The organism is Rhodococcus sp. JS3073, assembly GCF_026810085.1.
Taxonomy (GTDB): domain Bacteria; phylum Actinomycetota; class Actinomycetes; order Mycobacteriales; family Mycobacteriaceae; genus Rhodococcus_F; species Rhodococcus_F wratislaviensis.
In genome coordinates this window covers 8,115,164-8,130,611 of the sequence record NZ_CP113951.1, presented here as the reverse complement: position 1 = coordinate 8,130,611, position 15,448 = coordinate 8,115,164, and the positions used below count along the sequence as shown (strand labels likewise).

Annotated in this window: 8 protein-coding genes and 1 pseudogene; all 9 read left to right on the top strand. The window is 65.7% G+C overall.

Annotated elements, in window-relative coordinates:
- The first annotated feature begins 335 nt into the window (after positions 1 to 335).
- The 9 genes and pseudogenes from OYT95_RS37030 (at position 336) to OYT95_RS36990 (ending at position 15,425) form a co-directional block, all read left to right on the top strand.
- Complete coding sequence (locus OYT95_RS37030; protein ID WP_268790437.1) at positions 336 to 2,657, top strand: sensor histidine kinase; 2,322 nt, start codon at positions 336 to 338, stop codon at positions 2,655 to 2,657.
- Between the two features lie 1,090 nt (positions 2,658 to 3,747).
- Positions 3,748 to 3,940, top strand: a pseudogene (locus tag OYT95_RS37025) (ATP-binding protein); the annotation flags it as partial.
- 257 nt (positions 3,941 to 4,197) lie between these two features.
- Positions 4,198 to 6,105 carry a CHASE3 domain-containing protein gene (locus OYT95_RS37020; RefSeq protein WP_052033553.1) on the top strand — a complete coding sequence of 636 codons (1,908 nt, stop codon included), beginning with the start codon at positions 4,198 to 4,200 and terminating at the stop codon, positions 6,103 to 6,105.
- Between the two features lie 55 nt (positions 6,106 to 6,160).
- Positions 6,161 to 6,334, top strand: a complete 174-nt coding sequence (locus tag OYT95_RS37015) for a hypothetical protein (protein ID WP_268790436.1) — start codon at positions 6,161 to 6,163, stop codon at positions 6,332 to 6,334.
- Between the two features lie 747 nt (positions 6,335 to 7,081).
- Positions 7,082 to 7,609 (top strand): hypothetical protein, encoded by a 528-nt coding sequence (locus OYT95_RS37010; protein ID WP_268790435.1) that lies wholly within the window; start codon positions 7,082 to 7,084, stop codon positions 7,607 to 7,609.
- 61 nt (positions 7,610 to 7,670) lie between these two features.
- Positions 7,671 to 8,621, top strand: coding sequence for an aldo/keto reductase (locus tag OYT95_RS37005; protein WP_268790434.1), 951 nt, complete (start codon positions 7,671 to 7,673; stop codon positions 8,619 to 8,621).
- A gap of 2,942 nt (positions 8,622 to 11,563) precedes the next feature.
- Positions 11,564 to 12,454, top strand: a complete 891-nt coding sequence (locus OYT95_RS37000) for an AraC family transcriptional regulator (protein ID WP_081792608.1) — start codon at positions 11,564 to 11,566, stop codon at positions 12,452 to 12,454.
- Between the two features lie 265 nt (positions 12,455 to 12,719).
- Positions 12,720 to 13,629 (top strand): IS5 family transposase gene (locus OYT95_RS36995; protein ID WP_268789290.1). Its coding sequence is split into 2 segments (ribosomal slippage): positions 12,720 to 13,076 and positions 13,078 to 13,629, totalling 909 coding nucleotides; the frame shifts between segments, so codons are not numbered across the junction.
- A 314-nt stretch (positions 13,630 to 13,943) separates the two neighbouring features.
- Positions 13,944 to 15,425 (top strand): class I adenylate-forming enzyme family protein, encoded by a 1,482-nt coding sequence (locus tag OYT95_RS36990; RefSeq protein WP_268792314.1) that lies wholly within the window; start codon positions 13,944 to 13,946, stop codon positions 15,423 to 15,425.
- The last annotated feature ends 23 nt before the right edge of the window (positions 15,426 to 15,448 follow it).

The following is a 15,448-nucleotide window of genomic DNA, read 5'->3' as shown; positions in this document are numbered from 1 at the left end:
CCGTCTCCCTGCACAGATGCCTGCAGAGCCGAGTGGTGCCGCCCCTGGGGCGGAATCCTACCGGCATCGGCCGTCCATCGGCCGCTCCAACTGGAACAGCCGTTTCAGCATGAAACCGGTTCTCAGATCGATACATGTATCTCATGTCATTGGGTGTCTCATATCTCTAGGAGCTGGTCGCCACCAGCTCGGCCAGTCCGTTCACCACACCCGAATGCTGGCAAAACACCCACCCCCACCCACCCACAACCGGCCCACTCGAGTCACAGCACAACGTGACCGAACGAAGTCGAACGGATACCCACCACCGGCATACCCACGCCAGGAGATACACGTTGAGCCAACAAAGTTCGAACAAAGCTCACGAGAAGATCACCGAACTGTCCTGGGAACCTACATTCGCCGACAGACACATCAACAACGGCGTCTGGGGTCCACGGGATGACGAAGCCGCGTTGCGTCGGGTTGCGACGCTGGTCGCGCGGGGGTTCACACCAACCGAGGTGTTCTCAGCGGTGGCGGAGGAGCTGGCCCGGGTGCCGGGTGTGGACAACACCGGCCTGTTCCGCTACGAGCCCGACAGCTCGGCCATCCTCGTCGCGAACCGCACCGAGTCCGGCGTGACGAAGGTGCCGGTCGGCACCCGCCTTTCGCTCGAGGACGAGCACGTCGCGGCGATGGTGTTACGTACCGGCCGCGCCGCCCGGATAAACACTGACGAGAACGCCGCCGGTTCCATCGCCGCGCACATGAGCAACTTGGGCATCCGCTCGGCGGTCGGCGCGCCGATCGCCGTCGACGGCTGCCTGTGGGGCGCGGCAGTCGTCGGGTCCACCCGAACCGAGCCCCTGCCACCCGACACCGAGGCGCGTATCGCAGACTTCACGGACCTCGTCGCGACCGCGATCGCAAACGCCCAGACCCGCGCGGAGCTCACCGCGTCCAGCGCCCGGATCGCCGCCGCCGACGCCCGAGCCGAGCAGGAACTGCGCGAACTCGCGGAAATTCAGGCCGCACTGCGGCGCCTGGCCATGCTGGTCGCGCGAGGGGAACCGCCCGAGGCGGTGTTCGCGGCCGCGACCAGGGAGGCTCTCCGGCATTTCGGTGGCGGCACCGCCAGGATGATCCGCTACGAGCTCGACGGAACGGCGACGCTCCTCGCCAACGAAGGCACGACGGGCCCCCACGTGCGGGTGGGGGAACGCTGGGAGGACTATCCGCCGACCGGGCTGACAGCAACCGTGCTGAGTACCGGCCGGGCCGCCCGTGTCGATGACTACGGCGACATTCCGGGCGGGGAGCCCTATCTCCGCGAGGGGCTACGGTCCGCGGTCGCCATGCCGATACACGTCAACGGCCGGCTGTGGGGGGCGATCGCCGTCGGGTCCGGGCAGGGGCCACTGCCGCCCGACACCGAGCACCGAATGACGGAGTTCACCGACCTGGTCGCCACCGCAGTCGCGAACGCACAAACCTTGGGCGCGCTGGAGGCGAGCCGTGACGAGCTGGCCCGCCTCCTGGACGAGCAGGCCGCGCTGCGCCGGGTTGCCACACTCGTCGCCCGCGGAATCCACCCGGTAGAGATCTTCTTGGCGGTCGCCGAGGAAGTGCGTCGGCTGCTTGGCGCGGACAGCGCGGGCATAGCCCGCTTCGAGCCGGACGGGGCCTCTGTCGTGGTCGTCGGCGGTGTCGGGGAGGTCCCGGTCACGTTGCCGACCGGGACGCGCGTGAAACTCCGCGACTACGTCGCCCCGGCGGTGGTCTGGCGGACCGGCCGTTCCGCCCTGGTCAACGAGAACCTGTGGAGCAATGCATCGGGCCGGATCGCCGAGGGCCTGCGCGGGTTGGGAATCCGGTCGATGGTGGCCAGTCCGATCATCGTAGAAGGCCGCATGTGGGGCGTGGTGAACGCGGTATCGACACGAGGACCTTTTCCTTCCGACACCGCCGACCGCATGGCGGACTTCACTGAGCTAGCGGGAACGGCGGTCGGAAACGCCGAGGGCCGAGCAGAGGTTGCCGCCTCGCGGACACGGATCGTCGCAGCCGCGGACGAGGCCCGGCGACGGATCGAGCGGGACCTGCACGACGGCGCACAGCAACACCTCCTCGCGCTGGCACTCCGGCTGCGTTCGGCGGCGACAGCACCCCACGAGAGCAACGAGATCCGTACCGAGATCACGAACGTCGCCGCGGGGCTCACGGACGTGATCGAGGAGCTGCGGGAAATCTCCCGTGGCATACATCCGGCCATCCTGTCCAGCGCCGGGCTGCGGCCGGCGCTGCGCGCGCTCGGGCGGCGCTCCACCATCCCGGTGCATATGGACGTGCGGATCGATGGCCGGCTTCCCGAACAAGTTGAGGTGGGCGCCTACTACGTCGTCTCGGAGATGCTCACCAACGCGACAAAACATGCGCGCGCCTCGGTTGTCGAGGTCGACGCGGAAGCGTCCGGAGGCACACTCCGGGTGCGCGTGCGTGACGACGGTGTCGGCGGTGCCGACCCCCAACGGGGCTCGGGGCTGGTCGGGCTGAAGGACCGTATCGAGGCGCTGGGCGGCACTTTCTCCCTGCACAGCCCGCCAGGCGGCGGCACGACGGTGTCCTGCGACCTACCCGGTCATGGCCGGCGGCGGTCAGCCGGATGCGGACCCTGACCCGTAACCGACAATCGTCGACCGCTGCCGCCGACCGGATGCACAGCGTGTGCAGGAGCGGATTCCCAGATTGCTGGATGTCCGGGCACACCTCCCGGGCGATGAGGATCAGCCGCTGATCTCCCTTATGGCATATCCCCCGTATATGCTCATCGGTGGCGCGGCGAAACCAACGGCACACCGTCGTCTCCGGGAGGTCCGTCGGCTCGGCGATACGGCGGAATCCCAATCCTTTCGCCTTGTAGGACAACGAGTTCCCGATGACTTCGGTGGCATTTGCGCAACGGGCCTGTAAGGCGTGGGCTGCAGGATGCGGGTGGTGCCCCGTCGCGGCCCCGGACACGCTGGGGGCGCACCGTCACCGTGGAGGCGCCCAGGGCGCGGACGGTGCCCACCCACCTGTGCTCCCATCGGCCACCGTGCCCAGGCAGGACGGGCACCACATGGCGCCCGCGTCGAGGTGCACGCCGGCATCCTCGGGCCGGCGAACGACGATCACAGCCGATGACTCCGCTCATCGTGGGATCAGCGTTTGGCTACCACACAGGATCGCTTAGGGCCAGTTCGTGTTGGGGTCAGCGCTTCTCGCGGAGCGCCGTCACAGCCGACGTCGAGGACGATGACGCCATCACGGCGCGATCCCGCCCGCCCGCCCGCTCCGACCGGTCTTGTCAAGGTGCTCCCGTTCGTCGACGCCATGATGGTGCAGACGACCAAGCGGAAGCCGGATACTCGTCTGCATCTGCGATGACGTTTCGCCCCCTGTGGTTGGCATACACAGAGACGTCAAACAGCAGGCCGACGAAACCCTATCCCGGGCCCAGGGCAAGCCGGCTGGGCCCGGTTCGGTGCCCCGATCCTGACCGAGATCGCCGACCACGCCATAATTCTGGCGGAAACACTGTGCAACAACAGCATACAGAAGCGTGAGCAAATTCCGACCACGGGAGGACCCTTCTCGTGGCCACCGGACCACCGGCCACGCTACCGTTGCCGGCCGACCTGCCTCCCTGCCTACCGGCTGCGGCTGCCGCACATCCGCCGCGCCGCCGCAGCGTTTCCCCGGCAAGCCTTCGACGCGTGGAAACCTGACGCCGTCTATGACAAACGCGCCCTTGCGATTTCATCGAATTCGCCACCCACAGGATTCGACGAACTGATGCCCCTTGGCCACAGCCACAGCCGATCAGCTCGTGCACCACGACGCCCACCTCTGCCAGACCAGCGGTGAGCCGATCCGGATGAGCCAAGCGCTCGCCGGCACAAGACCACCACTCATCTGAACAACACGGTGGGCAGCTTCGTGTCCGCTCATGGGCACATTCATACCGCCCGCGGACAGGTTCCATTTCCGCCCATGGGCAGGAAGAAGTCCCTTGACGCGGAGAAATACGTGTGATCTTCTGAGAGGGAGCGACGCTGTAGGCGCGAGACGCCGCGTGCTCGGCCTCTTCGTGCGTCAAGGTACCGGACTTCCGATGCGTCGGAGGTTGCGGGCTAAGGGGATCGCTCCTCCGGCAGTTCGGTAAGCGTTTGGGCGGTGGCACCCGATGTCGACGGCGACGAGGACAGGCTTCCCTCGAGGCGGGTCAAGATGCGGGCTGGATTGACTACGCAACTGCTGCTTGCTACTGGCGTTGTCGTGCTCGTCGTCACGGCGGCATACGTGGCGCTGGGCGTCGCACTTGCGGACTTGAGCCGGGCGAGGGCAGATGCCACCCATTCAGTGCAGGAGGTCAACGTGACCCGTGACGTGCGACGTCTGCTAATCGACATGGAGACAGGCCAGCGCGGGTTCATCATCACGGGCGAGCCCAGCTTCCTCGAACCGTGGGAAATCGGACGGCTGACGCTTCCGGAAAGGGTCGCAACACTGCGGGACATCGTGGACGATCCAGAGCAGGCGAAGCGAGCCGAACAATTGGAGACGGACTCCCTTGCCTACATCAGGGATTACTCGGTACCGCTGGTGGATGCTGCACGCCGCGGAGAGGGTTGGGTGCGAGGAATCCCGGCCAGCGAGGATGGCAAACGTCGAATCGACTCGCTGCGGCGCCAGCTTGAAGCATATGTCACAACTGAGTTCGCGCTGAGCGCGGCGGAACAGGCCGACGCCGACAACGATTACCGGCGAGCGACCGTCATCGTGGCAAGCGGACTCGCGGCCTCGGTGCTCGTGACTTTACTGATGTCGATCTACCTCTCCCGAAGGGTGGTTCGTCCGGTTCGCCGGACGGCCCTGACGGCTGAGCGGATCGCCGCCGGGAAGTTGGACGCACGCGTGCCAGAGACAAGCATGGCCGAGGTCGGTGTGCTGGAACGTGCGTTCAATTCGATGGCCGAGTCGCTGCAGCACCACGTGAGCGAGCTAGCCGCGCTTCGGCGCGTAGCAATGCTCGTCGCGCGCGGGGGGCCGTCGGATGAGGTGTTCGCCGCGGTCGCGCAAGAAGTCGGGCGGGTTCTGGGTGCCGAGATCACAAGGATCCTGCGCTTCGAAGCCGACGGCACCGCCACTGTCATGGCCACGTGGCTGCTCGCGGGCGAGCGCGTGCCAACCGGAAGGCGCATCCCGATCACCAACACCGTTGCTGCGCCGGTGCGGGAGACTGGCAAGGCGGCAAGGATCACTGAGGAGTCGCCCCCGGAATTACCTGGTTTTGTGTATTCAGCGGTGGGTGCCCCCATCATGGTCGGTGGGTCGGTTTGGGGGGCGATGACCGCCTTGTCCCGAGCCGACCGCCCCTTGCCCGACGTGGCCGCGGCCCGCATCGCGGAATTCACCGATCTGGTCGGCACCGCCGTGGCCAACGCGCAAGCTCGAGCCGATCTCGTGGCGTCGCGCGCCAGGATAGTCGCCGCGTCCGACGAGGCGCGAAGGCGCATCGAGCGCAATCTTCACGACGGCGCCCAGCAACGGCTGGTCGCGCTGGGGCTGCAAATACGGCTGGCAGAGGCGTCGGTGCCGCCTGAACAATCGTCGCTCAGGGAGCAGCTTAGTGACATCGTGTCCGGATTGAACGGCGTCTCAGCAGATCTGCAAGCGATATCCCGCGGAATTCATCCCGCGATCCTGTCCAAGGGGGGACTCGGTCCTGCGCTCAAGATACTGGCCCGCCGCTCGGCCGTCCCGGTCGAGCTCGACCTTGATGTTGACCGACGGTTGTCCGACTCAGTCGAAGTCGGCTCCTATTACGTCGTCTCCGAAGCACTGACCAACGCGGGCAAACACGCCCGAGCCTCCGTGGTGGAGATAGGCGTGGAAACCAAGGGCGCTAACCTCCACCTCTCGATTCGCGACGACGGCATCGGGGGAGCCGACGCCGCTAAGGGGTCCGGCCTGATCGGCCTAACCGACCGGGTGGAGACACTCGGCGGCACACTGGAGATCTCGAGTCCCCCGGGAGGTGGGACCTCACTGCTCGTCACGATCCCACTCGAAATCCAGTGATCGACGGCCGTTTAAGGGACGCGATGGCCTAAATGTGGTCTTCACACAAAGCTTGATGAGACCCCCCGATGCCGCACCGGGGGTCATCCGCCACCGCTGCTGCGGCGACGGCCCCCTGATCACCGACACCAAACCCGGCACCGACGATCTGCCAGCCTCGGCGCTGGCCTGGCCCGAGCGACACGGGTGGGCAGTGACCCCAGACCCGCTGTGCCCCAACCACTCCTGATTTCTGGGTTCGCGAGCGTCCCGTTCGGCCGTCCCAGCACGGTATCGGCACGGCCCGCATGGTGACGTCGGTTGAGGAGATGCCAGGGAATTGAGACAGATTGCGGTGGCATTTCCCAGACGGATGGGAAATCCGCAGGTCACAACTTTCTCGAGATGTCATCGGCAGCGAGACCTTGATATGGAGCCTAGTTCGTCACGCGGACAGGAAGACAGGAAGAGGGAGCGCCCATGACCTTCGTCATGGACGCCGCCTCTCATTGACCGGGGGTCGACCTGCGCTGGCGGTGGCGAGCGTGTAGATGTCGACGCGTTGTCACTCGGATGGTGGGTGGGCAGGCCGAAGGGGCCTAGTGGAGCCAGATCATGTCGTTGTGCTACTGGCCGCACCGTCGATGCCGAAGCAGAAGAAGAGGTCGCGGCACTTCGCCGGCGACTTCCCGTTCGAGCCGTCGCGGAGGCCGCGATCGGATCGGATGAAGGAACACCCACTCGTGGGGCAATCGTCGAGACTCTGAACCGCCTGAGCACCGACCAACGCGGCCTACGCGTCGTTGGGGGTTCGGCGTCATGACTTCCTGCAGAGCAACTGGCCACTGCATCACCGCGAGCTTGACCGACGCGGCGCTGTTCGTACGCGAAGCGGTCCGCCAGTGGAACACGGTCGGTGCTGTCGCTCCGAGCAGTGCCGCATTGGCCCGTGCACTGATCAACCCTGTCGGCCTACGACAGTGATCGGGCACTGTCTGTGCTGGAAGTCGGCGCCGGGACCGGTGCCGTCACCAGTGTGCTGATCCCACGCCCTGCCGGACCGTATTGCCTGAACATCGTGGAATCCAACCCACACTTCACCGATCGTCTCCGTGACCTGGTCAACAACTTGGCCGCACCTGACCTGCGGGCCATAGTGCACCCGACGTTCCTCGAGGATTTCGAGACCGCTGAATGCTCCGATGTGGTCGTCTCAGGGCTACCGTTGACCAACTTCAGTCCTACGCAGGTCGACCAGATCATGACCCGCTCGCTGGAGCGGGCGGATTCCCCACGTAGCATCGCAGGCGTGGCCGCAGCACTCAGATCGGTGACGGCGGGCGAGGAGCGCAGCCGACGCAAGACGATCATCGTACCTTCCGACATCGACTGGGCTGCAATCACACTCGCTCAGCGACCCACTGACGGATACCGAACGACGTCACCGCCACTGAAATCCCACCGCATAAGATGCCCGCGAGACACGGAACTCGCGACGGCGGCGAGACTCGCGCGCCTGGTCTAGTACCAACCCAGAATGCGCCGCGATACCCCGGCCACCGAAACCACTGGCAAAGGAATCAGAGATGAAGACGTACGACCTCCCCAACACCACCCTGCAAGCCTCGAGCATCATCCTTGGGTTCATGCGGATCGAGGCGCTCGACGACGAGCAGATTCGCACCCTCGTCGCGACCGCGCGCGATGCAGGCGTGACGGTATTCGATCACGCCGACATATACGGCAGCGAGTTGCACGCCTGCGAGCGGCGGTTCAGTGAGACGGTGTCGTTCTCGTCGTCCGAACGCGAGCAAGTGATCATTCAGAGCAAGGTCGGAATCCGTGCCGGCTTCTTCGACTTCTCTGCGGAGCACATCCTGCATGAGGTTGATAAGTCGCTCGCCGCCCTACACACGGACTACCTCGATCTGCTCCTGCTGCACCGACCAGACACGCTGGTGGAACCGGCGGAGGTTGCCGCAGCCTTCGACGCACTGCATTCGGCAGGCAAAGTACGGAACTTCGGCGTCTCCAACCACACACCGGGCCAGATCGAACTCCTGAAAACCGCAGTCACCCGGCCACTTGTCGTTAACCAGGTGCAGCTGAGCGTCACCCACGCGCCACTCATCGCCACAGGGCTCGCCGCGAACATCGGCGGACTCGACCAGTCCGTTGTCCGAGACAACGGACTGCTTGACTACGCCCGCATCAACGGCATCACCTTGCAGGCATGGTCCCCTTTCCAGAAAGGATTCTCCGATGGCGTCTTCCTCGGAGACCGCGAGAACTACGCAGAATTGAACAACGTGCTCGACGAACTCGCAACACAGTTTGGAGTCACACCGACCGGCATCGCCACAGCCTGGATTACCCGGCACCCGGCGAACATTCAGGTGGTACTCGGAACGACCAACCCGTCCCGCGTGGCCGAAGCCGCCGCCGGGTCGAACATCAAACTCAACCGCGAACTCAGTGGTACTCACGGATCTACACGTCGCGCCGGCCCATACACGTCCACCCTGCCCAAGCCCTGACCGGTCACCGGCAGCCGGCAGGAAGCACTGCTCTCACTCGCGCATGCCAGCATGCCCGCACCTGCGCTCATCACGACCCTCCGGTGCGCGGTCCCAGACGCACGCGCGGCTTCTACTGTCATACCACTCCTGCCCTTACCCGCCGCAGCGTGCTCACAACGCCTCCTCTCGTCACCTCTCGGCGTGCTGCTGCGGCCCAGCGCTGGCAAGGGCACCCGCACGTCACACTATACCAAACCGGACGCGCACCGCACAGCGTAGCACAGAGGACGAACGCGCCTTCATTGACACGCGCTGCCGGTCTGACAAAGCAGGCCACTCTGCTGGCATGATCACCAACGACACTCTCCCGCCCCACGCGTAGCCCAGTCATTCGATAGCGACTTCCGCATTCCGAAGTCTACGCGTCAATGAGCAACTCGACGCCGCCGCCCGGCACACCAGATCCCGTCGGCACCGCCGTCCCCGTCGACGTGTGCGCCCCGCCACACATAGAGCACCCAGACCCACCGGCCACGATCTCGATGACTTTGCGCGGCTCGACGCCCTCGACCATGGGCACGATCGACATACCTCGCCCCGCGGTCACACGCTGGTCCTTACCCCGGATCGTCGATCTCCATGGACAGACACCGTTCCCCACACCGGCGCATTCGCTCGCGCGAGAACCTCACTACGGACGGCCGCGCTCTCGCGCCCACATCGTCACCCGGGCCGCCCTATACACGCGCACACCGCGCCGACTGTCAGAGAGACCACTGCCGCCGCGCTGCAGCACAGCTAGGCACGTTCCACGACGCACGTGCACACAGCCTCGCGCGTCGTGCGTGGTCATGGACGACACCGTGCCTGAATACTCCGCTTGCCACCCGCACGTCCCAAAGCCACGACTCATGCGCAGCCTCGCCCGAAGCTGCCGCATCGCGCTCCGCGTCGCGCAGGTCGCATGCCATGGCCACGCTCGCGCACCGCCCGCACTTCACACACACGCCTGCTTCTGCGCCGCTTGACACGCACCAGCACGGGCCGCTGCACCTCTGCACGTCGCGCTGACTGGCCCCGCCGACTCAGTGGTCCGCTACCGATCCGTCGCCTGGCACCCGACACACAGCTGGCCGCGCTCCGCCGTCGGTCAGTAGCGGGGCGCGCGCTTGCGACTCCCACTGCACTCGTCCAGCGGCCCGGCCGCACAATCGCATCACGCGCGGGCGCCGTCCACCGGTTCCGCGCTCCACGCGCGAACCTCCACTAGCTCACGCACTCCCTTTGCGCGTGGCGCTCTGCACACAGCGTTCGTTGCTCGTCAGTGGACAGCGCGCCAACCGCGGCAAGCCGACATCGGGGCTCACGCAACCACCCTGCATCCTCCAGCGTGCGGCCTCGCCTAGCTGGCGGCACCGGCGATCTCAGCGCGTCTCACGCTCGCCACCGCAGCCTCCGACACGCATGGCGTCGCAAACCTGGTCATCGCGGACGCGCGCCTAACCAGCGCGCTGGAGGTGTGATCCCGCGAACGTCCCGGCCCTCACGCACACACACATCGCAGCAGCCACACTGCGGCGCGCAAAGCTGACGCCCACTCACCTCACGGCGCGACTGGCCGCTTCGAGCCGCGTCTGAGCTCACAATCACAACCCACAGTGCCAGTCGGCCAGCGACTGCGGCCGCCCCACCCAGCCGGCAGCCTCACTCGCTCACACTTTGGTCGCTCGAGACGCCCCAGCCGTCCCCGCGGCGTCAGCACACCGGGCCCGCGCGCCGGGCGCATAAACTGCCGGAGCCCACGCGTCACTTGCCCGACAAGACCCCGCTCCTCAGCGGCTCCACGCAGCACGGCCATGCCCATCGGCTGTGCCCTCGGAATGACCTCTCTTCCGCAGGTCACCCGACCTTCGCTAGGACGCCGCGAGTGTAATCCCTCGACGTCGCGCAGCTGCCACGACCTTCGATCCGCCGCTAGCCCATCCACGCGATCTAGCGCACGCTGCACGAGCCTCGCGGCTGGCCGCAGCACACACGCCTCTCACTCGCACTCGTACGCCCCTCACACGCCGGGACGTCGGACCGGAGCAGCCGACATAACGGCATCGTCGCTCCCGGCTCATCGCGTCGCTGACACATGCGCGCACTCTCACCCTGGCGCCACGGAGGGTCGCACTCGCTCCAGTGCTGACGGCTCGGTCGCAAGCTTGTGCAGCACAGCTAGACTCGCTCGAGCGCTAGTCTCGGTCCGCACTTCGTCGCAGTGACGAGTCGCACTCAGCTCGCGCTGCAATGCATCTGCACGTTTACGGCCTCCGGCCCGTACAGCACCTCCCGTGGGGTCGTTCCATCGCTAGTAAGATGCTCGCACACACCGATCCTAGAACTTGGCATGCCGATCTCACGTACCACCACCACCGCGGTCACTCTCGCTGCGCACCGCGCGCTGCCCGCGACAGACTCATGGCATCGATGATCGCCTCATCGCCCCACGTGGGCCGTTGCGCGAGTACGATGCTTGGCCGAGTCGAGCGACGTCTAGACCCACGCCGCGCTAGCGCTACCAGGCGTAGCCACAGCGCCTCGCACGACTATGCCGCCTTGGTACTCCTCTGGGCTGCTACACCAGTACGTGCATATGACCCACTATCGCACGCCCAGCCGTCAGTCACGCGAGCTCCAGCCCGTGCCATAAAGCAACGGATCTGCATTCACGACACCCCATCGCGTCCACCGACCACGGCCCGAGTGTGAACATCACGCAGATCATCGACCCCGCGACATGATTGAACCCTCAGTTCTTCGATCTTCGAGACGCTGCGGAGGCCGTCCCCACTGCTCCTCCAAGTAAAGCCCGACGCGTCGCAATCTCCTAGACAGATACGGCCGGATCGTTGCATGATCCGATCAATATTGCTCGGATCATGCCTAGAAATCCGCATCCATGGTTCACTCAGGAAATGCATCGCCTAGAAGAATTGCGATACCGGATCGCGCGACTCGCTGCGAGCAGCCCCGGCCCGTTGTGGATCGAGGGATTCACGGTGTTCTCCACCGAGTGTGTGACGGAACCACTGGGCACCGTCACCGAGCCGGTGTTCGCTCTGATCGCCCAAGGAGCGAAACGCTCGGCTCTCGGTGACCGCATCTTCGACTATCACGCCGGCCAGTACCTCGTCGTGACTGTCGACCTTCCCCTGACCTCACAAATTACCCATGCGACACCCACCGAGCCGTTCCTAGCGTTCGGGCTTCCGCTCGAACCCGCTCTCATTGCGCAACTGCTGATGGAAGCCGGCCCCGTCGGCGCCCGGCCGCACGACGGACCCGCCATCGCGACCAGCGACGCCGACGACAAGCTGCTCGACGCCGTCGTTCGACTGCTCTGCCTTCTCGACGACCCACGCGACATCCCGGTGCTGGCCCGCGATGTGCGGCGTGAAATCCACTGGCGACTACTCAACGGACCCCAGGCCGCACTCGTCAGACAGATCGGCCTGGCCGATAGCCGCCTGACCCTCGTCGCCCACGCGATCGAGTGGATCAAGACCCACTACGACCAGGTGATTCGCATCGACGATCTCGCCAGCGGTGTCGGCGTGAGCGTCTCCTCCCTCAACCGGCATTTCAGGGCGGCGACCGCCATGAGTCCGCTGCAGTACCAAAAACAGCTTCGACTCCAAAAGGCCCGCATCCAACTCATTGCGGCACCAGGCGACGTCGCCGCGATCGGCCACACCGTCGGCTACGACAGTCCCTCGCAGTTCAGCCGCGAGTACCGACGCATGTTCGGAGCCCCGCCCGGCCAGGACGCAGCACGCCTGCAAACCGTGGCATCCATTCAAGAGTAGATCCACTAAATCGTGCCAGCCCAGACGACGCCCGAGGACACCACAACCGAAGTGCAGGGGCGGCATTCGGGTCGACGACGTCGTGGTCGTCGATGATGTCGATGGCGCTGCTCACGCAGTGGTCTCCCTTGGTGATCCGATGGTTGCCGCGCACAGTAACCAGCCCGTTCTCCAGCAACGGCGATGATTGTCTTCTCACAGCCACCCACCACCACTAGGGTGTGTCTCCCAATGATTTGTGGTGTTGTGCTGCAGACTCTTCGGTGTGGCAGACGTTGTTGATCGGTTTGAGGTGTTGACGGACAAGCAGTGGGAGTTGCTCGCGCTGCTGTTGCCCAGTTCCGATGGGCTCCGGGGGCGGAAGTTCCGGAACAATCGTGTGGTGGTCGAGGGGATGCTGTATCGACTGCGGACCGGGTTGCCCTGGCGAGATCTCCCGTCGCATTTCGGGCCGTGGAAGACGGTGTGGAAGCGACATCGCCGATACGCCGGAGACGGAACCTGGGATCGGGTGCTGACGGCTCTGGTCGCGATGGCCGACGCCGGCGGGAACCTGGACTGGGCGGTATCGGTCGATTCCACAGTGGTCCGTGTCCATCAGCACGGTGCGAACGCCGCCCGCCACACAGGGGGATCTACCGAATTACACGAACCTGCGTGACGAGCCTGCCGATCACGGCATCGGCCGGTCGAGGGGCGGGTTGACCAGCAAGGCGCACCTGGCGTGCGACGGTCACGGGCGCCCGCTGTCGGTGCTGGTCGGCCCAGGCCAAGCCGGTGACAGTCCGATGTTCGCCCACGTGCTGGAGGGCATCTGCGTGCCGCGGCTCGCGGGCGGAGCGCACCGCACGCGCCCCGTCGAGGTCCGGGCCGACAAGGCGTACTCATCACGGGCAAACCGGGAACTGCTGCGAAGCAGAGGCATCAAGGCGGTGATCCCCGAGAAGACCGATCAGGCAGCGAACCGGGTGAACAAGGGCCGCGCGGGCGGGCGGCCACCGAACTTCGACCCGGAGTCCTACAAGGGGCGCAACGTGGTCGAACGGGCCTTCAACAAGGCGAAACAGTGGCGTGCGGTGGCCACTCGCTACGACAAACTCGCCCTCACCTACCGCGCCGGATTCCTGCTCGCCGGCATCGTCGAGTGGCTCAAGTTATTGGGAGACATGCCCTAGTACTCGACGCCGCCGGGAAGGTTCCGGTCAGTTGGGGAGGGTGAGTCTCGATACGATGCGTCGCTGCCGCCGCGCGCACGCCCGTGGGTCGAGGATCGACGACATCGCCACCGAGCCACCAGCCGCCGCCGTCGGCCGTTGCCGTCACCTTCGAGGATCGGGGTCCGTCATTTCTCGTCTGTTTCGATCCCGGAGGGTTCACTGTCCGCCGCGGACAAACGCTGGGGCGAACTCGAGCCCCGCGGAATATGTCGGACCACACTTCCCGCGCTCAGTGTCATGGATCACACGGCGAAGTGAAGGGGATCGAAACAGTGTCCGACATCGGCTATTTCACCTGGGACCTCGCGACGGCACACGGTGACGCACCGTGCCTGCGCGACGACCACATCGACCTCACGTACCGGCAGTTCGCCGATCGTGTGGATGCGTTCGCGACACAACTGAGCGAACACGGGGTCGGCGAGGGTGACGTCGTCGCGGTGATGCTGCCGAACCGGGTGGAGCTGCTCGTCGTCCTGATGGCGGCCTGGCGGCTCGGTGCGGCCGCGACACCCGTCGACCCCTCCTTCACCGCCGTCGAAGCGGAGTACCAGATCACCGACGCCGACGCCGCCCTCGTCGTGAACGAGGGATCGGACGCCGCGACCGCCGGTCGTCCCTCGATCGCGGTCGACGAGATGATCGCGTCCCAGCCTTCGGGCCCGACCCCGGGCTTTCGCCCGGCGGGGAGCGACGTCGCATTACTGATCTACACGTCGGGGTCGACGGGGCGACCCAAGGGCGTCATGCTCACCCACGAAAACCTGCATTTCATGAGTTCTTCTTTGGCCGAGCATCTTTCACTGACCACCGACGACCACTGCCTACTCATCCTGCCGCTGTTCCACGTCAACGCAATCTGCGTCAGCTTTCTCGCGCCGATGCTGGCGGGAGGGCAACTGAGCGTCACCGGACGGTTCTCCCCGGCCCGATTCTTCGACGATGTCGCCCGGTTGCGGCCGACCTACTTCTCCGCGGTCCCGACGATCTATGCGCTGCTCGCCTCGCAACCCGACGAGATTGTCTCCGACACGTCCTCGTTGCGGTTCGCCGTATGCGGCGCCGCGCCGATCTCCAAGGAACTGCTCGACCGCGCCGAACATCGCTTCGGCCTGGTGATTGTCGAAGGGTACGGGCTCACCGAGGGCACCTGCGCATCGGCGTGCAATCCGCCTGCCGGCGTCCGCATACCGGGCTCCGTGGGACCCGCACTGCCGGGACAGACTCTCGCGATCATGGACGATTTCGGCGCCCTGCTCCCACCGGGAGCGATCGGCGAGGTCGTCGTCCGCGGCGCCAACGTGATGCACGGCTATCTGGGGCGTCCCGAGGAGACCGACCGGACCATTGTCGATGGCTGGCTCCACACGGGCGACGTCGGCCGACTCGACGAGGACGGCTACCTCACCCTCGTCGACCGCATCAAGGACATGATCATCCGCGGCGGAGAGAACATCTACCCCAAGGAGATCGAAAACGCACTCGCCACCCACGACGGAGTCCTCGAGGCGGCCGTGGTCGGAGCGCCCCACGAGGTGTACGGCGAGGTTCCCGTCGCGTATGTCGTCGCCTATCCCGAAAGCCCAGTTACCGAGGGCGAGCTCATCGAACACCTCCGCGGCCGGCTCACGAAGGTGAAACTGCCCGCAGCCGTCCACGTCGTCGGCGCCTTGCCCCGCAACCCCGTCGGCAAGATCGACAAGCCGGGGCTCCGTAGCCGTCACCGACAGCAACCCCTCGCCACAGGCGGATGAGCAACCGGCTCTAGCCGCCACCA